The 19,662-nt window shown below is 55.4% G+C and carries 22 protein-coding genes; 9 read left to right on the top strand and 13 right to left on the bottom strand.

From position 1 onward, the window contains the following. Positions 1 to 5: 5 nt before the first annotated feature. A complete protein-coding gene (locus ACSQ3H_RS09405) occupies positions 6 to 521 on the bottom strand; it encodes a tRNA (cytidine(34)-2'-O)-methyltransferase (RefSeq protein ID WP_436116809.1) in 516 nt (171 codons plus the stop codon). Positions 522 to 574: 53 nt separating this feature from the next. Here ACSQ3H_RS09405 and ACSQ3H_RS09410 point away from each other — a divergent pair, with 53 nt between their 5' ends. The 6 genes from ACSQ3H_RS09410 to ACSQ3H_RS09435 all read left to right on the top strand — a co-directional run bounded on the left by ACSQ3H_RS09410 (position 575) and on the right by ACSQ3H_RS09435 (position 7,999). Then, complete coding sequence (locus tag ACSQ3H_RS09410; protein ID WP_436116810.1) at positions 575 to 2,422, top strand: ABC transporter ATP-binding protein; 1,848 nt, start codon at positions 575 to 577, stop codon at positions 2,420 to 2,422. 119 nt (positions 2,423 to 2,541) lie between these two features. Continuing rightward, on the top strand, positions 2,542 to 4,392 hold the full coding sequence (locus ACSQ3H_RS09415) for an ABC transporter ATP-binding protein (RefSeq protein ID WP_436116811.1): 1,851 nt from the start codon (positions 2,542 to 2,544) through the stop codon (positions 4,390 to 4,392). A 187-nt stretch (positions 4,393 to 4,579) separates the two neighbouring features. Then, positions 4,580 to 5,143, top strand: coding sequence for a ubiquinol-cytochrome c reductase iron-sulfur subunit (gene petA, locus ACSQ3H_RS09420; protein ID WP_436116812.1), 564 nt, complete (start codon positions 4,580 to 4,582; stop codon positions 5,141 to 5,143). A gap of 21 nt (positions 5,144 to 5,164) precedes the next feature. After that, positions 5,165 to 6,463: a cytochrome b gene (locus tag ACSQ3H_RS09425; protein WP_436116813.1), complete on the top strand. Its 1,299-nt coding sequence runs from the start codon at positions 5,165 to 5,167 to the stop codon at positions 6,461 to 6,463. 20 nt (positions 6,464 to 6,483) lie between these two features. After that, positions 6,484 to 7,347 (top strand): cytochrome c1, encoded by an 864-nt coding sequence (locus tag ACSQ3H_RS09430; RefSeq protein WP_436116814.1) that lies wholly within the window; start codon positions 6,484 to 6,486, stop codon positions 7,345 to 7,347. A 106-nt stretch (positions 7,348 to 7,453) separates the two neighbouring features. After that, positions 7,454 to 7,999 (top strand): adenine phosphoribosyltransferase, encoded by a 546-nt coding sequence (locus tag ACSQ3H_RS09435; RefSeq protein ID WP_436116815.1) that lies wholly within the window; start codon positions 7,454 to 7,456, stop codon positions 7,997 to 7,999. Positions 8,000 to 8,005: 6 nt separating this feature from the next. Here ACSQ3H_RS09435 and ACSQ3H_RS09440 read toward each other — a convergent pair whose 3' ends face one another. From ACSQ3H_RS09440 to lgt, 11 genes are all read right to left on the bottom strand, one after another. Further along, a complete protein-coding gene (locus ACSQ3H_RS09440) occupies positions 8,006 to 8,476 on the bottom strand; it encodes a MaoC family dehydratase (RefSeq protein ID WP_436116816.1) in 471 nt (156 codons plus the stop codon). Beyond that, positions 8,473 to 8,940, bottom strand: a complete 468-nt coding sequence (locus tag ACSQ3H_RS09445) for a MaoC family dehydratase (protein ID WP_436116817.1) — start codon at positions 8,938 to 8,940, stop codon at positions 8,473 to 8,475. Before ACSQ3H_RS09445 ends, ACSQ3H_RS09440 begins: the two co-directional genes overlap by 4 nt. A gap of 14 nt (positions 8,941 to 8,954) precedes the next feature. Beyond that, positions 8,955 to 10,058: a redox-regulated ATPase YchF gene (gene ychF / locus ACSQ3H_RS09450; RefSeq protein WP_436116818.1), complete on the bottom strand. Its 1,104-nt coding sequence runs from the start codon at positions 10,056 to 10,058 to the stop codon at positions 8,955 to 8,957. Between the two features lie 12 nt (positions 10,059 to 10,070). Next, positions 10,071 to 10,796 (bottom strand): aminoacyl-tRNA hydrolase, encoded by a 726-nt coding sequence (gene pth / locus ACSQ3H_RS09455; protein ID WP_436116819.1) that lies wholly within the window; start codon positions 10,794 to 10,796, stop codon positions 10,071 to 10,073. Between the two features lie 30 nt (positions 10,797 to 10,826). Beyond that, entirely contained in the window at positions 10,827 to 11,459 is a 633-nt protein-coding gene (locus ACSQ3H_RS09460) for a 50S ribosomal protein L25/general stress protein Ctc (RefSeq protein ID WP_436116820.1), read from the bottom strand. Between the two features lie 233 nt (positions 11,460 to 11,692). Beyond that, positions 11,693 to 12,625 (bottom strand): ribose-phosphate pyrophosphokinase, encoded by a 933-nt coding sequence (locus ACSQ3H_RS09465; RefSeq protein WP_436116821.1) that lies wholly within the window; start codon positions 12,623 to 12,625, stop codon positions 11,693 to 11,695. A 145-nt stretch (positions 12,626 to 12,770) separates the two neighbouring features. Next, complete coding sequence (locus ACSQ3H_RS09470) at positions 12,771 to 13,457, bottom strand: hypothetical protein (protein WP_436116822.1); 687 nt, start codon at positions 13,455 to 13,457, stop codon at positions 12,771 to 12,773. Between the two features lie 64 nt (positions 13,458 to 13,521). Further along, positions 13,522 to 14,673 (bottom strand): M24 family metallopeptidase, encoded by a 1,152-nt coding sequence (locus ACSQ3H_RS09475; RefSeq protein ID WP_436116823.1) that lies wholly within the window; start codon positions 14,671 to 14,673, stop codon positions 13,522 to 13,524. A 4-nt stretch (positions 14,674 to 14,677) separates the two neighbouring features. Further along, the gene (pgeF, locus tag ACSQ3H_RS09480) at positions 14,678 to 15,469 is read right to left on the bottom strand and encodes a peptidoglycan editing factor PgeF (RefSeq protein WP_436116824.1); all 792 of its coding nucleotides are present in this window, start codon (positions 15,467 to 15,469) and stop codon (positions 14,678 to 14,680) included. Between the two features lie 63 nt (positions 15,470 to 15,532). Continuing rightward, complete coding sequence (locus tag ACSQ3H_RS09485) at positions 15,533 to 16,615, bottom strand: class I SAM-dependent methyltransferase (protein ID WP_436116825.1); 1,083 nt, start codon at positions 16,613 to 16,615, stop codon at positions 15,533 to 15,535. Beyond that, entirely contained in the window at positions 16,612 to 17,475 is an 864-nt protein-coding gene (gene lgt / locus ACSQ3H_RS09490) for a prolipoprotein diacylglyceryl transferase (protein WP_436116826.1), read from the bottom strand. Before lgt ends, ACSQ3H_RS09485 begins: the two co-directional genes overlap by 4 nt. 155 nt (positions 17,476 to 17,630) lie before the next feature. Here lgt and ACSQ3H_RS09495 point away from each other — a divergent pair, with 155 nt between their 5' ends. Then, positions 17,631 to 17,948 carry an accessory factor UbiK family protein gene (locus ACSQ3H_RS09495; protein ID WP_436116827.1) on the top strand — a complete coding sequence of 106 codons (318 nt, stop codon included), beginning with the start codon at positions 17,631 to 17,633 and terminating at the stop codon, positions 17,946 to 17,948. Positions 17,949 to 18,021: 73 nt separating this feature from the next. Here the strand turns inward: ACSQ3H_RS09495 and ACSQ3H_RS09500 are convergent, their stop codons facing one another. Next, positions 18,022 to 18,195: a hypothetical protein gene (locus ACSQ3H_RS09500; protein ID WP_436116828.1), complete on the bottom strand. Its 174-nt coding sequence runs from the start codon at positions 18,193 to 18,195 to the stop codon at positions 18,022 to 18,024. Between the two features lie 504 nt (positions 18,196 to 18,699). On the opposite strand from ACSQ3H_RS09500, the gene ACSQ3H_RS09505 reads away from it, so the two are divergent. Both ACSQ3H_RS09505 and ACSQ3H_RS09510 read left to right on the top strand, forming a co-directional pair. Further along, positions 18,700 to 19,200: a YbjN domain-containing protein gene (locus ACSQ3H_RS09505; RefSeq protein WP_436116829.1), complete on the top strand. Its 501-nt coding sequence runs from the start codon at positions 18,700 to 18,702 to the stop codon at positions 19,198 to 19,200. Positions 19,201 to 19,215: 15 nt separating this feature from the next. Further along, entirely contained in the window at positions 19,216 to 19,563 is a 348-nt protein-coding gene (locus ACSQ3H_RS09510; RefSeq protein WP_436119397.1) for a tRNA-binding protein, read from the top strand. The last annotated feature ends 99 nt before the right edge of the window (positions 19,564 to 19,662 follow it).

Genomic DNA, 19,662 nt, shown 5'->3' on the forward strand with positions numbered 1-19,662 from the left:
GTGGACTAGGAAAACCCGCCGGCCAGTGATGATCGGCGGGTTTTCATAAAATCAACGAAAAATTGCCGCTGGGCCTCCGCCGTTGCAATGGCAGCGGAAAGCGCCAGATTGAGCGAACGTCCACCAGCAACCATAGGAATGATCAGCCTGGCATCTGCGGCTTGATGAACGTCGTCTGGAACGCCTGCGGATTCGCGGCCGAACAACAGAATATCACCGGGCAAGAACGTGAACTGAGTGTAAGGCTCGGCCGCCTTGGTGGAGAAAAGCAGAACCCGGCGTTTTTGGCCAAGCCGCCATTCCTGAAACTGCTCCCAGTTGGCATGACGTGTCAGCGCCGCCTGTTCGAGATAGTCCATTCCGGCTCGCTTCAGCGCACGATCAGAAATGTCGAACCCCGCAGGTTCGATGATATCGACGCCAACGCCAAAACAAGCAGCCATGCGCAAAATAGTACCGGTATTGCCGGGAATGTCAGGCTGGTAGAGTGCGACACGCAAGTCGGTATATGGTGCAGTCAACGATAGGTCCTCCATGAGTCGATACGGATCGACAAGGCCAATGAGGTTTAACAATGTTTCGCTGGTTTGAAGAGAGGCTTGAACCTTTTCCATCCGCTGAACCGGGTGAGCCGCCGAAAACTCTCGTCGCATTCTGCTTGCATTATACCCAAGGCGCTTGGCCATGGATCGCGCTTATGGCTGTCTGCACGGCTCTGATCGCTGTGCTCGAAGTATCGATGTTCGCATTCATGGGCAATATCGTTGACTGGCTTTCCAATCATTCGCGCGAAACGTTCCTCGCCGATGAAGGCTGGAAACTGGCACTGATTTCCGGTGTCGTGCTGATTGTGATGCCCGGCATTGTGTTGGCCGATTCGCTTATCATCCATCAGACTTTACTCGGCAACTATCCCATGCGTATCCGCTGGATGGTGCATCGCTATCTCATTCGCCAGTCCATGACCTTCTTTCAGGATGAGTTTGCGGGCCGTGTCTCCACCAAGCTTATGCAGACCTCGCTCGCCGTGCGCGAAACGGTGATGAAACTGCTCGACGTCCTCAATTATGTCATCGTTTATTTCACTGGAACACTGATTATCGCAGCGGCAGCTGATTTGCGGCTGATGCTGCCCTTTGTTGTCTGGCTTATCATTTACATTGGGCTGCTGCGCTATTTCATTCCGAAAATACGGGTCATATCCCAACGGCAGGCCGACGCGCGATCGACGATGACAGGCCGAATCGTCGACAGCTACACGAACATCGCCACGGTAAAGCTCTTCTCGCATTCCAGGCGGGAAGAGAGCTATGCACGTGAAGGACTGGAGAATTTCCTGCAAACCGTCCACGGGCAGATGCGGATGGTGACAAGTTTTCACTTCTCGCTCTATGCGATGAATTGCCTGTTGCTGTTTTCGGTTGGCGGCATTGCCATCTGGCTGTGGCTCGGCTCGGCAATCTCCGTCGGCGCTGTAGCGGTGGGTATTGGGCTAGTGCTTCGCCTCAACGGCATGTCGCAGTGGATCATGTGGGAAATGTCGGCGTTGTTCGAGAATATCGGCACCGTCGAGGACGGTATTACGTCCATTTCCCTGCCGCGACTTGTGCCTGACGTCCCGAATGCGCCTGAGCTGAAAGTCAGTGCAGGGGCGATCAGCTTCGATTCAATCGGTTTCCACTACGGCAAAGGGACTGGCATCATCGATCGATTGTCATTGGACATTCGTCCGGGCGAAAAGATCGGTCTCGTTGGACGATCAGGCGCCGGCAAGTCTACGCTGGTCAACTTGCTCCTTCGGTTTTACGACCTCGAATCGGGCCGGATTCTTATCGATGGTCAGGACATTTCGAAGGTCTCGCAAGATTCGCTTCGCGCTCATATCGGCATGGTAACACAGGATACGTCGCTGCTGCATCGCTCAGTTCGAGATAACGTGCTCTATGGACGTCCAGATGCGCCGGAGGAGATGATGCTTCGCGCGGTGAGGAATGCGCAAGCCGATGGCTTCATCGAAGACCTTTCTGACCCTAAAGGCAGGCGGGGTTTTGAAGCCCATGTCGGCGAGCGCGGCGTAAAACTCTCAGGCGGTCAGCGCCAGCGCATCGCTATCGCTCGTGTCATGCTCAAGGATGCCCCGATACTCATCATGGACGAGGCAACTTCAGCGCTCGATTCCGAGGTGGAAGCGGCGATCCAGGACAATCTCTATCGGCTCATGCAGGGAAAAACCGTTATTGCCATTGCGCACCGGTTGTCGACCATTGCGGCGCTCGACCGGCTTATTGTTCTGGACAAGGGGCAGATCGTCGAAAGCGGTAGCCATGAGCAACTCATCGCTGCCAATGGAATCTATGCCGGATTGTGGGCGCGACAGTCAGGCGGATTCCTTGGTCTCGATGATCAGGAAGCTGCAGAGTAAGCCAGAGCAAGTTTAGTTTGACCGTTGGCAGGACTCACCCAAAGGTATCCTGCTCATGACGAATGCTTTGTATTCCACAGCTTCCGAACCCCGAGGAATATCTGACTGATGTGGATTGAATGAGAAGCCTTTACCGCCTGTTCGAAAGCTGGGTTGATCCTTACGCTAATCCGCCCGCGGACCAGGTGCCAAATCAACCCCTGGCATTCATGTGGTTCTACGTCGCCCAGGAAAAATATGTATTCCTGGCTATGCTTGTTTGTGGTGGGCTGATTGCACTTTTTGAAGCGGGCCTGTTCTGGTTTGTCGGAAAAATCATCGACATCCTGTCATCGACCGATCGCACTGCGGGTTGGGACGGATTGGTCGACAAGCACGGCATCGCGCTTCTCCTGATGCTTCTGGCTGTGTTCCTTGGGCGTACGATCGTACTTTCCATGGCGGCGCTGGTCGAAGAGCAGGCTATTGTTCCTGGCTTTAACAATCTGGTGCGATGGCAGGCACATAGCATTGTCTACCGGCAGAGCCTTTCCTTCTTTCAGAATGATTTTTCCGGCCGCATCGTTACAAAGGTTTGGGCGCTCGGGCAGGCCCTCGGGGATTTCATGGTGACCCTGCTTCAGGCCGTGTGGTTCAGCTTGGTCTACTGCGTAACAACCTTGATTCTGATTGGCAGGCTAGATTGGCGGCTCGCATTGGTGGTGGTGATCTGGCTCGCGGTCTTTGGCATAACTGCGCGTTACTTCCTGCCGCGGGTCCGGCGCGCGGCAAGGGAAACGGCTGAATCGAGTTCCGTCGCCATGGGGCGTCTGGTCGACGGCTACAGCAATATCCAGACGCTCAAGCTGTTCGGTACCGCTCGGCGCGACGACGCCTATATGCGCCGTGGTATGGATCGGTGGCTCGTCGCGATCAGTGCGCTGACACGGGGCCTGAGCGGCATACGCATTTCGCTCGCTTCGACGAGCGGGGTGATGATCTGCGTCGTCGCCTATGTCTCGATCGATCTTTGGCTCCGAAGTGAAATTTCGTCCGGCGAAGTGGCATTCACGCTTGGCCTCGTCCTTCGGTTGAGCATGCTCCTGACCCGCATGATGGCAAATCTCAATGGGCTCCTGCGGAATTATGGTACGATCCAGAACTCCATGGAGATGCTGGCACGACCGGTCACAGTCATCGATCGACCGGGTGCTGCAGAGCTGACCGTACCCCTTGGGGCGATCCAATTCGAAAACATCCGATTTCACTATGACAGTTCGAGGAACGTCATTGAAGACTTGTCGCTAGCTATCCAGCCGGGCGAAAAAGTTGGGCTTGTCGGTCGTTCGGGTGCGGGCAAGTCGACATTAGTCAATCTGTTACTCAGATTCTACGATCTTGAAGGCGGGCGCATCCTCGTCGATGGCCAGGACATCTCGAAAGTCGAGCAAGACTCGCTGCGTGCACATATCGGCATGGTCACGCAGGATACGTCGCTTCTGCACCGTTCGGTCCGCGACAACATTCTTTACGGAAGACCGGATGCTTCGCACGAGATGATGCGGCAGGCAGTCGCGAATGCTCAGGCTGATGCCTTCATCGGCGGCTTGAGCGATCCGAGCGGGCGGCACGGCTTTGATGCGCATGTGGGCGAGCGCGGTGTCAAACTTTCCGGCGGTCAACGCCAGCGCATCGCTATTGCCCGCGTGATGCTGAAGGACGCGCCGATCCTCATTCTGGACGAAGCCACATCCGCGCTTGATTCAGAGATTGAGGCTGCGATTCAGGACAGCCTCTACCGCCTGATGCATGGCAAGACCGTCATAGCCATTGCGCATAGGCTTTCAACTATTGCCGCTCTCGACCGTCTGGTTGTGATGGACGAAGGCCGGATTGTCGAAAGCGGCACCCATGAAGAACTGATTGCTTCCAACGGCATTTACGCCGGGCTTTGGGCAAGGCAATCCGGCGGCTTTATAGGGCATGACTAGCTTGGCAGCTTATCCCTGCGACATCCTGCCCTTGTGACGCTGTCTCACTGGACAAGCTCAAGCGACATGCTTAGAAACCACGCCATATGTTGGGGATTCCTCATGGCTCAGTTCTTGGGCCAGTCTTCTATTGTGCTGACAATCTGGACTCTCCCGCTGCGTTGTTATTCGGAAAGGAACAGGCCCCGTGAGCGCACACGATACGACCGAGCCGACACGGCGTGACTTCCTCTATATTGCGACAGGTATGGCCGGTGTGGTCGGTGCAGGAGCCTTTGCTTGGCCCTTTATCGATCAGATGAGACCGGACGCGTCGACGCTGGCAGTCTCGTCTATCGAAGTTGATGTTTCGGCTGTTCAGCCAGGTATGTCCCTGACGGTCAAATGGCGGGGCAAGCCGGTTTTCATTCGCAACCGGACGCCGAAAGAAATCGAGGATGCGAAAAACGTCCAATTGAGTCAGTTGAAGGATCCAATTGCGCGCAATGCCAATCTGCCAAGCGACGCTCAAGCAACCGACACGGACCGCGCTGCCGCCAAGGACAAGGAAAGCTGGCTTGTGATGATCGGCGTTTGCACCCATCTCGGCTGCATTCCCCTCGGTCAGCAAGGCGATTTTGGTGGCTGGTTCTGCCCGTGCCACGGTTCGCAATACGATACCGCCGGGCGCATTCGTTCTGGCCCAGCGCCGGAAAATCTAGCCATCCCGCCACTTACTTTCACTTCCGACACCGTCATCAAGATCGGCTAAGGTTCCACGGGGAGACACGACATGAGCGGTGGACATTCATCCTATACGCCGAGCACCGGCATCGAAAAATGGATCGACGCGCGACTGCCGTTGCCACGTCTGATTTACGATTCTTTCGTCGCCTATCCGGTCCCGCGCAATCTCAACTACGCCTATGCCTTCGGTGGCATCCTGGCGATCATGCTGGTCGCCCAGATACTGACCGGCGTCGTTCTGGCCATGCACTATGCCGCCGATACCGGACTGGCGTTCAACTCCGTAGAAAAGATCATGCGTGACGTGAATTCCGGATGGCTGCTGCGCTATCTGCATTCCAACGGCGCGTCGATGTTCTTCCTCGCGGTCTATGTGCATATCTTCCGCGGGCTCTACTACGGTTCATACAAGGCGCCGCGCGAACTCTTGTGGATCCTCGGTGTGATCATCCTTCTCCTGATGATGGCAACGGCGTTCATGGGCTATGTGCTGCCATGGGGACAGATGTCCTTCTGGGGTGCGACGGTTATCACCGGATTCTTCACGGCGTTCCCCATTATCGGCGACCCGATCCAGCAGTTGCTGCTTGGTGGCTTTGCCGTTGATAATCCGACGCTCAATCGCTTCTTCTCGCTGCACTATCTGCTGCCGTTCATGATCGCAGGTGTTGTCATCCTGCACGTCTGGGCACTGCACGTAACCGGTCAGACGAATCCGACCGGCATCGAAGTCAAATCGAAGACCGACACGGTTGCCTTCACCCCTTACGCGACTGTCAAGGATGCGTTCGGACTGTTGCTGTTCTTGATCCTCTTCGCGTATTTTGTCTTCTATCTGCCAAATTTCATGGGCCATCCGGACAACTACATCCAGGCTGACTCGCTGAAGACACCAGCCCACATTGTTCCGGAATGGTACTTCCTGCCGTTCTACGCAATGCTGCGCGCCATCACCTTCAACATTGGACCGATCAATTCCAAGCTCGGCGGCGTTCTGACGATGTTCGGTTCGATCGCTATCCTGTTCATCGTGCCATGGCTCGACACGTCGAAGGTACGTTCAGCTGTCTACCGACCTTGGTACAAGCTGTTCTTCTGGCTCTTCATCGCCAATGCCATCATGCTTGGCTGGCTTGGATCACGACCGGCCGAGGGCTTGTACACGCTGTTTTCGCAGTTCGGAACGGCTTACTACTTTGGCTTCTTCATTGTTGTCATGCCTCTGCTTGGCCTGATCGAGACGCCGCGGCGGTTGCCGAATTCGATTACCGAAGCTGTGCTTGCGAAAACAAAGAGTGGCGGCCAACCGGCTGGCGTCGCTGCCGCTCCGGAAACCAGGGCTTGAGAATCGTGAAGGGCTCAAACATGAAAAAAATCCTCCTCGGTCTCGCAGCTGCCGGCCTCGGCACAATGCTGGCATTCGGTGTCGCCAATGCCGCCGAAGAAGCACACAATGCGGCTGAACCAACTCACTTCCCGATCAAGGAGCCGGCCGAGGTGAATTGGTCCTTTGCCGGTCCGTTCGGTCACTACGACAAGCAGCAGCTGCAGCGCGGTCTGAAGATCTACAAGGAAGTTTGCTCTGCCTGTCATTCGATGCATCTTGTGGCGTTCCGTTCGCTTGAAGAACTGGGCTATACGGAAGCGCAGGTAAAGGCATTTGCTGCTGAATATGAAGTACAGGATGGCCCAAATGCTGAAGGTGAGATGTTCACCCGCAAGGCACTGCCCTCCGACTATTTCCCTTCGCCGTTCCCCAATGTTCAGGCTGCAGCCGCCGCTAACAACGGTGCGGCGCCGCCGGATTTCTCGCTGATCGCCAAGGCGCGTGCGGTAGAACGAGGTTTCCCACGCTTCGTGTTCGATATCGCCACTCAGTATCAGGAAGGCGGCCCGGATTATATTCATGCGCTTCTCACCGGTTTTGGCGAAACGCCGCCGGAAGGCATGCAGATTCCAGAAGGCACGCACTACAATCCATACTTCATTTCCGCCAAGTCGCTCGCAATGGCGCCGCCGCTGCAGGATGGCCAGGTGACTTATGATGATGGTTCGCCGCAGACGCTGTCTCAATACTCGCAGGACATTGCTGCGTTCCTGATGTGGGCTGCAGAGCCGCATCTTGAAGAGCGCAAGAAGACCGGGTTCCGCGTCATGGTCTTCCTCGTTCTCTTCGCCGGTCTGGTCTATGTGGCAAAACGTAGAATTTGGGCTGACGTCGAGCATTGATCGATGAGAGATATTGGATATTGAAAGGGGCGCGTTGCGCCCTTTTCTTTTGAAGTCAGGACAGTAGATTGTCTGTGTCCTGCGGTCGGCACGAAGGAACAACGAGATGGATTCAACTCTGAAGCAGACGCTGGTCGACGCCATCCGCAACATTCCCGACTATCCCAAACCCGGGGTGGTATTCCGCGATATTACGACATTGCTCGGCAATGCCCGCGCTTTCCGGCGAGCTGTGGACGAGCTCGTACATCCCTATGCTGGCGGCAAGGTCGACAAAGTGGCTGGCATCGAGGCACGCGGCTTTATTATCGGTGGAGCCATGGCGCACCAGCTCTCTTCCGGTTTCGTGCCCATCCGTAAGAAGGGTAAGCTTCCGCACGATACAGTGCGTATTGCCTACAGCCTCGAATATGGCGTCGATGAGATGGAGATGCATCGCGACGCGATTGTGCCGGGTGACAAGGTCATTCTAGTGGATGATTTGATTGCGACCGGCGGCACTGCAGAAGCCGCAGTGAAGCTATTGCAGCAAATGGGAGCGGATATTGTCAGTGCGTGTTTCATCATCGATCTGCCGGAGCTCGGCGGACGGAAGAAGCTCGAAGCTCTCGGCGTCAATGTTCGTACGCTAATCGCTTTCGATGGACACTGAACGTATTCAAGCAGGCAGCGCTATGAGCGCAGCATTATCAAATTCCAAAACCTTTTCGCCGTTCTGATTATAAGCGGCAGAGGACAGCTGCATCATCGACCAGCCGGGACGCGATTGAAGCGCCCGAATGCTAGTCACCGTACGGGTGAAGCGGATCGTATCGCCGGCATAAACCGGTTTCAGCCATTTGAGGTTTTCAAAGCCGGGCGAGGGGCCGAATTGCGGAGGTTGCTCACCTCGCCCGATTGCTGCTTTGACTACGTTCTTGATGTCTTCGACATTGAGGCGCATCCACACGGCGGTTGTGTGCCAACCAGAAGCGCAAAGCGCGCCAAAGTTGCTTTTCTTGGCAGCTTCTGGATCGACGTGAAAGCGCTGGGGATCATACTTTGTTGCAAAGTTGATGATTTCGTCTGCTTCAAAGGTGTGTGTGCCGAGATCGCGTTCCACGCCGATCAACTGTTCGATACTGCTCATGTGGCTGGCCCCCTCAGGGAAAACATCGCCGTGTGCTCCAACTCGCAGACGAGCAAACCATCCTGATTAAAGACCGAGTGGTGCAGCTTTACAAACCCCAGGGAAGGCTTTGACTTGGACGGGCGCCGGTCGAGGATTGTCGTCTTTCCGGTTAGTATGTCGCCCGCAAGAACCGGGCGAACCCACTTCAGATAGTCGATCCCCGGCGCGCCTTGCGATGTAGAATCCAGGAGGTATGCGTCGCACAGCATACGCATGAACATGGAGACTGTGTGCCAGCCTGACGCGGCAAGACCGCCAAGCACACTGGCCTTGCCGGCAGCCTCGTCCAGATGGAACGGTTGCGGATCGAACTGGCTGGCGAAATCGATGATCTCCTCTGCCCTAACGACTTTTGATCCGAGTGGCCATTCGCTGCCAATCGTAAAATCCTCATAGGCGTATCGGGGAGAGTGTTTGCTCATGTTCTGCCTGAAGTTTATGTGTTGAACCTGAACAGCATGATGTCGCCGTCCTGCACGACATACTCCTTGCCTTCATCGCGCGCCTTGCCTGCGTCCTTTGCTGCGACTTCGCCACCAAGGGAGACATAATCATTGTAGGCAATTGTCTGGGCGCGAATAAAGCCGCGTTCGAAATCCGTATGGATGACACCAGCCGCCTGCGGTGCTTTCGAGCCGCGTTCGACGGTCCATGCGCGAGCTTCTTTCGGGCCAACCGTGAAATAGGTGATGAGATGGAGGAGTTTGTACCCGGCGCGGATAAGGCGATCGAGACCCGGTTCGTCCAGGTTCATAGCGTCCAGATACTCCTTCGCTTCCTCCTCCGGCAGTTGCGCTACTTCCGCTTCAATAGCCGCGGAAATGGTGACTGTTTCAGCGCCTTGGCCGGTCGCCATCTCTTCGACGGCTTCTGTATACTCATTGCCCGCCGCTGCATCTTCTTCGGCAACATTGCAGACATACAGCACTGGCTTCGATGTCAGGAGGTTTAACCCTTGTAGAATGGCAAGGTCCTCCGCTGCTATACCGTTCAGCATAAAGCGAACTGGCTGGCCTTCCTGCAAAAGCGCTAGTGCCTGTTCCATGACGGGGAGCACGGTCAGTGCTTCCTTGTCCTTGCTGCTCGCCCGCTTGCGGAACTGCACGATACGGCGTTCAAGGCTTTCGAGATCCGACAGCATCAGTTCCGTTTCGACCGTCTCGGCATCCGAAACGGGATCGATACGCCCCTCCACATGGGCGATATCGTCGTCCTCAAAGCAGCGCAGCACGTGTACGATTGCATCGACTTCGCGAATATTGGCCAAGAACTGGTTGCCGAGGCCTTCTCCCTTCGACGCACCACGCACGAGGCCGGCGATATCGACAAAGCCGATCCGAGTTGGCACAATGTTTGCGGATTTGCCTATCTTGGCAATAGCCTGCAAGCGCGGATCAGGCACGGCAACTTCCCCGGTATTCGGCTCGATCGTACAGAACGGATAGTTCGCAGCCTGGGCCGCGGCTGTTTTGGTCAGCGCGTTGAAAAGCGTCGACTTACCGACATTGGGCAGCCCTACGATGCCGCATTTGAAACCCATAATGTGCGATCCTTATTCTTTCTTGCCGAAGAGCTTGTTCAGCATGTCGGCCATTGGGCCGGATTTCGGTATGTTGACGGCAGGCTTTTGCTGACGAGCCTGCCGGATATGACTTTGGCCAGCGGATTTTGCAACTGGCTTTTCAACCGCTTCCCGCTCGGTCTTGCTGCCGCCGCCGAGAGCTACAGAAACGCGGTTCATGAAACCGGCATCGTCCTTTTTGACGAGCAATCCCGCATTTGCTGCAATCGCGTCGAGCAACGGTTCCAGCCATTCGCTGTCTGCCTTGGCAAAGTTGCCGAGTACATGATTGGTGACCATTTCTTTGACACCGGGATGACCGATACCGAGGCGGACGCGGCGATAATCCTTGCCGCAGTGCGCGTCGATGGACTTGATGCCATTGTGGCCGCCTGAGCCGCCGCCTGTCTTTACACGCACCTTGCCGGCGGTCAGATCAAGCTCGTCATAGATGACGACGAGATCGCTCAAAGCCAGCTTGTAGAAGCGCATGGCTTCGCCGACGGCCTGGCCCGACAGGTTCATGAACGTCTGGGGTTTAATCAGGATGATCTTTTCGCCTTCGATGGTGCCGTCGGCGATGAGCGCCTGAAACTTCTTGGTCCAGGGGGAAAAATTATGGCGGCGGTGTATTTCATCCGCCGCCATAAAACCGATATTATGCCGGTTGGTAGCATATTGGGAGCCCGGATTGCCAAGACCTGCGATGAGTAGCACGCGCCTAGCTCCCAACAATCGACAAGACGATTACTCGCCTTCTTTTTCTTCCGTTGCAGCTTCTTCCGCAACTGCTTCAGTGACTTCTTCCACTTCGGTAGCGTGGCCAACAATGGTGGCGATGGTGAAATCGCGATCCTGAATGACCGTCGTGACGCCCTTCGGCAGGGTCACAGCGGAAATGTGGATCGAATCACCGATCTGCAAGCCGGTCAGATCGATGTCGATCGCTTCCGGGATGGCATTTGCCGGGGCATGAAGCTCAACGTCGTGACGAACGATATTGAGAACGCCGCCGCGCTTGATGCCAGGCGCTGCGTCTTCATTGTGGAAGTGAATTGGTACATGCACGTTGACGATCGACTTGGCCGATACGCGCAGGAAGTCGACGTGTACTGGCTTGTCGCTGACCGGATCAAGCTGGAAGTCCTTCGGAAGGACCTGGATCGATTTGCCATCCAGAAGGATGTTGGCAATCGTCGTCTTGAAACCGCCGCCGTGAATCTTGTAGTACAGCGTCTTGTAGTCGAGGGTGATCGAGATTGGCGCCTGCTTGTCACCATAGATGACAGCTGGCACTTTACCGTTGCGGCGAATTTCCCGGGAGGACCCCTTACCAACCCGTTCGCGCGCCTCGGCCTTGAGCTCGTATGCTTCGCTCATGGCATTTCCTTTCGAGGTTCAAATCTGGAGTGTTTTTCGAGGCCAATGGATGGCTGTTCAAAAAACATGAAGCGGTCGCACGCTCATCCGGAACCGGATGAAATGACCGCTCCATTCCGCGTTGCCTCCAAGGGTGTCTACGCGGATGGCGGCTCTATAACGGAAAGATGATGGATGTGCAAGTTTGTTGCTTGCGCAGATGTGTCCAAGTCCATGCATAGAATATGGATGATTTAGTCGAACAGGCTGGAAACGGACTCTTCCGATGCCGTGCGAGAGACGGCTTCACCGATCAGATCGGAAATCGACAGTACCCGAATATTGGGTGCGGCTTCAATCGCTGGGGTCGGCTGAATGGAATCGGTGATAACCAGTTCCTTGAGCTTGGAGCTAGAAATACGGGCGACAGCCCCGCCAGACAGCACGCCATGAGTGATGTAGGCGGTAACGCTTGTCGCGCCTTTTGCAAGGAGTGCTTCAGCAGCGTTGCACAGCGTGCCACCGGAATCGACGATATCGTCGAATAACAGGCAATCCTTGCCACGCACATCACCGATAACGTTCATGACTTCTGACTCGCCGGGACGATCACGACGCTTATCGACAATGGCAAGCTGTGCATCGATGCGTTTTGCCAGAGATCGCGCACGGACAACACCACCGACGTCGGGGGAAACGACCATGACGTTTGATTTCCCGTAATGCGCACGGACATCGCGGGCGATGACCGGAACAGCGTAGAGATTGTCGGTCGGGATATCGAAGAAGCCTTGAATCTGGCCAGCGTGCAGATCGAGCGTGAGGACGCGGTTTGCACCAGCTTCGGTGATCAGATTTGCCACGAGTTTTGCAGAAATCGGCGTGCGCGGACCTGGCTTGCGATCCTGACGGGCGTAGCCGAAATAAGGAAGAACGGCAGTGATACGTTTTGCCGACGAACGGCGGAACGCATCGATCATGATCAGCAATTCCATCAGATGATCGTTTGCCGGAAAAGAAGTTGACTGCATGACAAAGACGTCTTCGCCGCGGACGTTTTCTTGAATCTCAACGAAAATCTCCTGATCGGCAAAGCGGCGAACGCTGGCCTTTCCGAGCGGAATATTGAGATATTTGGCGACAGATTCGGCGAGAACACGATTGGAATTGCCCGCGAAGAGTTTCATGCCGTATTTTCTCCACGTCTTTTTCAGAGCGCAGCCAAAGTAAAGGATATGGCGGGCCTTTTACTGCCCTTGACGCACATTGCAAGCGGGCAAGCAGGATTCATGCACAATTCATCGAGAATATCGCGTTAAACGTGTAAATATGTCACGTCTTGGCGCCGAATACCCACGCCAGATAACCTTGGATGGCCTTGTCGGCGATGCCTTCCATAACCTTCGGCGGGACTGTACTCCATGGGTCGGTCCCCCCACCCGGAACTTTCTCCTGGCCCTGTATGCGATGCAGGCGCGTACCCGCGGGGTCAAGTACGTCCCATACGTAGATGATCGTCGTCTGGTTGCCGTCGGGCAGGGCAGAAAAATAGCCCTTCATGATATGGGTGTTGTCCGTATCGGCAGCCGTGCCGAGGACGATGCCTTTTTCCTTGGCAAGTGCGGACAGGCGTTGCGATAGCGGCGTAGCCGCTGCAATAGGTGCGCCGACAATGGGCGCAAACCGCAACTTTGCCGTGCGCTGTGCCCCGGGCGTGGCTGGCGTTCCCGTCTGGGTGGTCCCTGAGGCTGTGACAGTCGCACTTGACGGCGCCCGGGCTGAGGGGACCGTGCCCGGCGTCGTCGTTGTCTGTGCATTTGTGCCAGGCGTCGCGGTGGGGGGTGTTGCTGAAGCGCCTGGTGTTGCCGGGGCTCCCGGCGCGGGTGTTGTCTGGCTTCCCTGCGCCGACGGCAGATCAGTTTTCGTAACGCCAATCGGGGATTCTGAACTATTACACGCCGTAAGTGAGAGACCGGCCAGAACTCCGAATACACAGGTCAGTGAGTTGCGAGACTTCATCTTCAGTCAAACCCCGTCATGAGTCACATATGTGCTCATTTGCAAACAGAAACAGACAAAAGTTTTATTTTACGATCAAGTCAAGAGATTGGCGTGAAAGCGGTTCCGCCTGGCCATTGGTCGTAAGATAGGTACGGCCCAGAGTCATGGCCGTGTTGCTATCGGAATCCATAATAATCATATGGGCAAACAATGTCATATCGGGTTGGATCCGTTCGGGATTGCCGGAATAAAACATGGGCATATCCATCCAGGATGGTGTGAAGCGGGCACCAACGGAATAGCCGCAGGCATTGAGCCGGTGTCGGGTCAGTTCATGCGCCTCCATCACCTTGGCGTGAGCGTCGAATACATCGCCGAAGGTGAAATCAGGCGTCATTGCTGCTTCGACAGCTTCAAGCGCTTCGTGTGCCGCGTCGTAAAGCTCCTGATGACGTTTCGATGCCTTGCCGGTCAGTATAGTGCGCATCATAGGGGCATGGTAGTGGCGATAGACGCCAGCCCACTCCAACGTCAGCTGGTCATTTTTTGTGAGTTTGCGCCGCCCGGACTTGTAACGGCAGAGAAGTGCATCCTCACCGGAGCCAATGATGAACTCGTTGGCCGGATAATCGCCGCCGCCGGCAAAGATTGCCGCTTGCATGGCAGCGAGTATTGTACCTTCATCTGCACCGGCCTTTATAAGTTTCAATGCCGCGCCCAGCGCTTCGTCGCTCAACTCCGCCGCCTTGCGGCTATAGACGATTTCCGCTGGGCTCTTGAGGGCGCGGAGCTTGTCGACAATGCCAGATATGTCGACGAGTTGCCCAAATGCGGTGAGCTGTTCATCAAGCTTCCGGCCGTTGGCGGCGGTGAGCCCATGCGTTTGGTATTCGATACCAATGCGGCAACCGAGCAGATCGAGATCGTTGAGAAGTTCGCGTAAATCGGCAGCCGGATTAGCGTTATCGCGGTCTGCCCAGACTATAATATTCTCGATGTTCGAGGTTTGGCGCGCTTGCCTCAAATCGGCAGAGCGGGTCATCAACACGTTGCTGCCATCCGCCTTTACAATCAGGCATTGGAAGAAACAGAAGCCGAATGTGTCGTAACCGGTGAGCCAGTACATACTCTCCTGAGCAAATAGCAGGACCGCATCAAGCTTCTGCTCGGCCATCACCATCATCAGCCGGTCACGGCGCGCAGCAAATTCTTCCGGTTCGAAATGAAGGGCCATACTCTTACTCCGTGATCGTAATCGCTGATATCTGGCGGCCGTAGTCAGCTTCCTTGCGATGGGTCGTCCGGCGGTAGGAGAAAAACTGCTCCTCATCCGCATAGGTGCACTGTTGAAGCCCGGAGGCCTTTACCCCGGTACGCTCAAGCCGCGTCGTGATAAAGGCCCACAGGTCGAACATCTTGTGACCATTATTGGCTGAGTCGCGGAAGAACGTTCGGTAGGAGGGATCAGTTCCAACGAACTGGTCGTAGAACTCTCCTCCCACTTCGTAATTGTCAGGACCGATCGTTGGGCCGAGAACAGCCTGGATCCGGTTGCGACGCGCGCCCAGGGCAATCATCGCATCGACGGTATTTTCAAGAATGCCGCCGATGGCTCCGCGCCAGCCAGCGTGCGCTGCGCCCACCACTTTCGCCTCGGTGTCAGCAAAAAGGATAGGGCCGCAATCGGCAGAAAGAGCACCAATGACGATGCCGGGAGTGGCGGTCACCATGGCATCGGCCTGGGGTCGGTCACCACCAAGCGGTGCCGTCACGGTAACGACATCGGGTGAATGCACCTGATGGACGGTGACCAGATGCGATAAGGGCGCGCCTAACGACTCAGCTACGCGTCTGCGATTTTCCTTGACACGATCCTGATCGTCATTTGAACCGCTGCCCACATTCAAGCCGCGATAGATGCCGTCCGACACGCCGCCTTTGCGGGTAAAGAACCCATGAGCGATTCGGTCTTTTTCAGGGGAGCCCAGCAAGGAGGAACGCAGTGGTGCTGGCTTGTCTGACGTGATCATACCGAATGCCTTTCAAGGGAGCGGATGGTGGTTGAGCAATCGATTGAAGTCAATTGCCAGAATTTATTTCGCTTCGAACGGGAAAACATGCGTTGCCGGATCGCTGACGCACAGCACCTTGAACAATGCTCCCATCTGTTCCGGTCCCGCCAACCGTTCGACTTCGAGGCGAATTTGGTCCCGGACCTCCGCTGATTTGTCTTGGCCCAGCGCTCCGGCGCGATCAAGCAAACCCATCGCAAGCAAAAAGTCGCCTTGGGTCATCGCACTGGTCTTGCAACCTTCTGTACGTGCAGCCAGCGCGAGACCATGGAAGTCTACGTGGGTGGTGAGGTCGGCTGCGCCGGGAATATGTAGGACATCGACAGAATTATGGTGGCTCAGCGCTTGCAAGGTATCGCCAAAGCCCTGTTGCAAATGTCCGTAGTCGAACAACAGCGCTGCACCTCGGTCATGATGAATGCGCGCGGCAATCTTTTGCATGAGGGCATTGCGGGCTGGAGCAATCTCGAAAATACTCCCTTCCGGAGCGATATCGTTACCCGGCGGAAGCAGAGCGGCGTCAATCGAGCCGGAACCGGCAGCAAAGACAAGATTTTGCTCTGCATCGAGCGCGAGCACGCGTTCGACAAAGCGCCCTTTCGTCTTCACGTATTGACGCGAGGGAATGGCATCGAAAAGCTCATTGGCGATGGTAATCAGCGGACCGGACGCTATATTGCTGAAGTTCTTTTCCCAGATGATGGCACCACTGTGCTTTCCTAGCGTCTTTTGCTGAATCCGCGTCAAACGCTCGCTGATTTCCACCATGTGGATTTTAGCGGCGGCGATAAAACCCGGTGCGATCTTGCCGGCTGTGCGGATGAGGTCTTTCATAAGCGTGCCGCGTCCAGGCCCGATTTCGCAAAGGACGAATTGATCCGGCGACCCAAGCGCTTGCCATGTGCTGACACACCAGACACCGATGAGTTCGCCGAAAATCTGGCTCACTTCAGGTGCCGTGATGAAATCGCCGTCCTTCCCGAATGGTTCGCGGGTCGTATAGTATCCCGCGTCGCGATCAAACAGGCACATCGCCATATAGTCAGCAACGCTAATCGGGCCGGTGGCCCTGATCTGCTTGATAATGCGTTGCTTGAGGTTCATCGTCCGGTTGCGACCTCAGGGTTGCGGGCAGACAGGATGAATGCCAACCCGACGAGGACCATAGGAACGGAAAGAACCATCCCCATCGTCAGCCAGCCGCCATAAAGGTAACCAAGTTGCGCATCCGGCTCCCGGAAGAACTCGACGAAAATCCGCGATAGTCCATAGAGCGTAACGAATGTTCCGCCGATAAAGCGCGGGCTTTTCAGCTTGCGGCCGTAGAAGATCAATAGAGCCAAAACCGTGAACAATACGAATCCCTCGAGACCTGCCTCATATAGCTGGCTCGGGTGGCGCACGAACGGCCCACCTGTCGGGAAGACCATGCCCCATGGCACGTCCGTCGGGCGTCCCCATAATTCGCTATTGATGAAATTGGCAACGCGCACAAGACCGAGACCGACAGGTACGCCTGCGGCAATCGTATCGAGCATGCTGTAGACATTGATCCTGCGGGAGCGGGCAAAGAGCACCATGGCAAGAATGGTGCCGAGCATGCCGCCGTGGAACGACATGCCACCTTCCCAGACTTTGAACATGTCGAGCGGATGGGCGATATAGCGGGCGAAATCATAGAACAAAATATAGCCGATGCGCCCGCCGAGCACGACGCCAAGTGCTGCCCACAAAACGAAATCGTCCAGGTTTGCAGGTTTCATCGGCGGTGTGTTGTTGGCCCAGAGCCGGGGCTTGCTGATGAGCTTTTTGGCATACCACCAGGCAAAAAGAATACCAGCCACATAGCCGAGACCATACCAATGGACGGATAGCGGCCCCAATGTGAAAATAACGGGATCGATATTGGGAAATGCGATCGCGGCAAATGTTGGTAGAAGTATTTCGCTCACAAGGCACTCCATAGTCGCGATTCAATTTGGCGGGACCATGCGCGAGGGTAAGAACAGCGTCAAGTTGCTCCTCCGGTAACATTTGTGCGTTGCCGATCCAATGCCAACTTGCTTGCAATCGTCTAGCGCGGCGATTATTTGATTGGAAAATGAGAGAGGTATCCGTCATGACCAATGGATCAAACCGCGTTCTTGATGAACTGGCAAAGCTCGTAACCGACGCTGCGGGTGCCGCTCAGGGTGTGCGCCGCGAAGTCGAGACGGCATTTCGCGGTCAAGCCGAACGCTTGCTCAACACGATGGATGTCGTTCAGCGCGAAGACTTTGAAGCTGTGCGCGAGATGGCTATCCGGGCCCGAGCTGAAAATACCGCGCTCCTGGCACGCATCGAAGCACTGGAGGCCCTTGTAGGCCAGAAGGGTAAGGCTCCGGGCGATACGCCGGAAAAGCCGGCGGCTTCTGGTGGCCGAACAAAGAAGGCTTGATTGCCGAACAAGCACCGAAGCTCGTTCGGAAACCAAAAACTGTAAATTGCTGGCTTCCTCAATCCAAACGCTTTTAAGCGTTAGCATTTCCCGCTAATTTTTGCTCGCCTGCTGCGATCGCTTCTTCTTTCGTGTCGTAAGGGCCAACTTTGTTCCCCTCTTCTTGATCGACGGTAATTACATAATACCACCGTCCATCATCATTTTTCTGAGTTGCGGTCACTTTCGTATTTGGCTCGCTTGTCATCGCTACCCTCCTGTTGTGTTACAAATACAGGCAATCTAGATGATGTGGATATCGGAGATATGACGACCGTTTAACGCCTAGCTGGACGCTTGTCGGCAGGGGTGCGTGAAAGAGATTGCTGTTTGGTTGCCTGTTTTCCGATATTTCGATGCTCCGTATGCCTATCCCCAAAATAAATCTTAAGTATTTATCAACAGGTGGAAATCGCCGAAAATCGTTGTCTTAGAGTCAGTTAAGGGCGGCTCGTGAATCTTTTTCCGAACTTCTGTCCACATCCATTCTCGCCATTCGACCAAAAGGGGACTGGCGCTCGGACTCAGCATCAATACACTGAAATTACAGCATGATTCGTTTCAAGGGTCATGCAGCGGTAAACTGGTTCTTAACCGCAACCCGGCTGGTGCGTTCTATCTGCCGGTGAGTTTTCAAGCGTTTGGTGTCCTTTGGGTGGGTGCGCTGTGCTCCCGCAGCGTTATACGAGATTCGATTTAGCAGGTAGTGGCGATGAGCCTTCTGGAAATAGAGATTGCGCGCGATTTGCATCCGGTTGATGTGATTGAGCATGTGGCCCACACTAACGAATGGGCATTCGAGCGCACCGGGGAAGATGAAATCGCCATTACGGTTGAGGGGAGCTGGACTGATTACCAGATTTCCTTTTCGTGGATGGAGGATTTCGAGGCGCTGCACCTAGCGTGCGCCTTCGACATCGCGGTCAGCGAGCCGCGCGTCAACGAGGTGATGCGCTTGCTGTCATTGGTCAACGAACAGCTCCTGATGGGCCATTTCGACCTCTGGCGGCAGGAGGGCGCGGTCATGTATCGTCAGTCACTACTGTTGTCGGGTGGGGCCGAGCCCACGAGCAAACAGGTCGAGGTTCTACTTTCCAGCGCGCTTGACGCCTGTGAGACATATTTCCAGGCCTTCCAGTTCGTGGTGTGGTCCGGCTCGACCGCGCGGGAATCACTCGACAGCATACTGTTCGAGACAGTAGGTTCCGCCTGAGACAAATAATTCAGGATCATTAGAGTGACGACAATCACCTTCGATGATTTCGAGAAAGTGGATATCCGCGTTGGCACAATCGTCGAGGTCGAAACTTTCCCGGAAGCGCGCAAGCCTGCTTTCAAGTTGAAGATCGATTTCGGCCAAGAAATTGGCATCAAGAAATCATCGGCACAGATCACCAAGCACTACACATTGGAAGAGCTAAGGGGACGGCAGGTCATGGCGGTGGTCAATTTTCCGCCACGCCAGATCGGCCCGTTCATGTCGGAAGTGCTGACACTGGGTTTTCCGGATGAAGAAGGCGCAGTCGTCCTTGCTGCCGTCAGTAAACCTGTGCCGAACGGCGGCAAGCTGTTCTAGAAAATTCCCTTCGCAAACAAAAAAGATGCCGTTGGCCCAACCCTCGCGAGAGGAATTGCGTCAATGGCGTAGTTTGGTTGTCAGCGTTTGGGCAGGCGC

This window comes from Phyllobacterium sp. LjRoot231, assembly GCF_964253365.1.
Lineage (GTDB): Bacteria > Pseudomonadota > Alphaproteobacteria > Rhizobiales > Rhizobiaceae > Phyllobacterium.

Bases quoted from the DNA above. Each gene is read 5' to 3' on its own strand.
- ACSQ3H_RS09415 (WP_436116811.1), top strand. From the start codon at position 2,542: ATGAGAAGCCTTTACCGCCTGTTCGAAAGCTGGGTTGATCCTTACGCT.
- pgeF (WP_436116824.1), bottom strand. From the start codon at position 15,469: ATGATCACGTCAGACAAGCCAGCACCACTGCGTTCCTCCTTGCTGGGC.
- ACSQ3H_RS09410 (WP_436116810.1), top strand. From the start codon at position 575: ATGTTTCGCTGGTTTGAAGAGAGGCTTGAACCTTTTCCATCCGCTGAA.
- ACSQ3H_RS09445 (WP_436116817.1), bottom strand. From the start codon at position 8,940: ATGAGCAAACACTCTCCCCGATACGCCTATGAGGATTTTACGATTGGC.
- ACSQ3H_RS09435 (WP_436116815.1), top strand. From the start codon at position 7,454: ATGGATTCAACTCTGAAGCAGACGCTGGTCGACGCCATCCGCAACATT.
- ACSQ3H_RS09430 (WP_436116814.1), top strand. From the start codon at position 6,484: ATGAAAAAAATCCTCCTCGGTCTCGCAGCTGCCGGCCTCGGCACAATG.
- ACSQ3H_RS09470 (WP_436116822.1), bottom strand. From the start codon at position 13,457: ATGAAGTCTCGCAACTCACTGACCTGTGTATTCGGAGTTCTGGCCGGT.
- ACSQ3H_RS09495 (WP_436116827.1), top strand. From the start codon at position 17,631: ATGACCAATGGATCAAACCGCGTTCTTGATGAACTGGCAAAGCTCGTA.
- ACSQ3H_RS09440 (WP_436116816.1), bottom strand. From the start codon at position 8,476: ATGAGCAGTATCGAACAGTTGATCGGCGTGGAACGCGATCTCGGCACA.
- ACSQ3H_RS09500 (WP_436116828.1), bottom strand. From the start codon at position 18,195: ATGACAAGCGAGCCAAATACGAAAGTGACCGCAACTCAGAAAAATGAT.
- ACSQ3H_RS09425 (WP_436116813.1), top strand. From the start codon at position 5,165: ATGAGCGGTGGACATTCATCCTATACGCCGAGCACCGGCATCGAAAAA.
- ACSQ3H_RS09465 (WP_436116821.1), bottom strand. From the start codon at position 12,625: ATGAAACTCTTCGCGGGCAATTCCAATCGTGTTCTCGCCGAATCTGTC.
- ACSQ3H_RS09460 (WP_436116820.1), bottom strand. From the start codon at position 11,459: ATGAGCGAAGCATACGAGCTCAAGGCCGAGGCGCGCGAACGGGTTGGT.
- ACSQ3H_RS09475 (WP_436116823.1), bottom strand. From the start codon at position 14,673: ATGGCCCTTCATTTCGAACCGGAAGAATTTGCTGCGCGCCGTGACCGG.
- lgt (WP_436116826.1), bottom strand. From the start codon at position 17,475: ATGGAGTGCCTTGTGAGCGAAATACTTCTACCAACATTTGCCGCGATC.
- ACSQ3H_RS09485 (WP_436116825.1), bottom strand. From the start codon at position 16,615: ATGAACCTCAAGCAACGCATTATCAAGCAGATCAGGGCCACCGGCCCG.
- ACSQ3H_RS09505 (WP_436116829.1), top strand. From the start codon at position 18,700: ATGAGCCTTCTGGAAATAGAGATTGCGCGCGATTTGCATCCGGTTGAT.
- ychF (WP_436116818.1), bottom strand. From the start codon at position 10,058: ATGGGTTTCAAATGCGGCATCGTAGGGCTGCCCAATGTCGGTAAGTCG.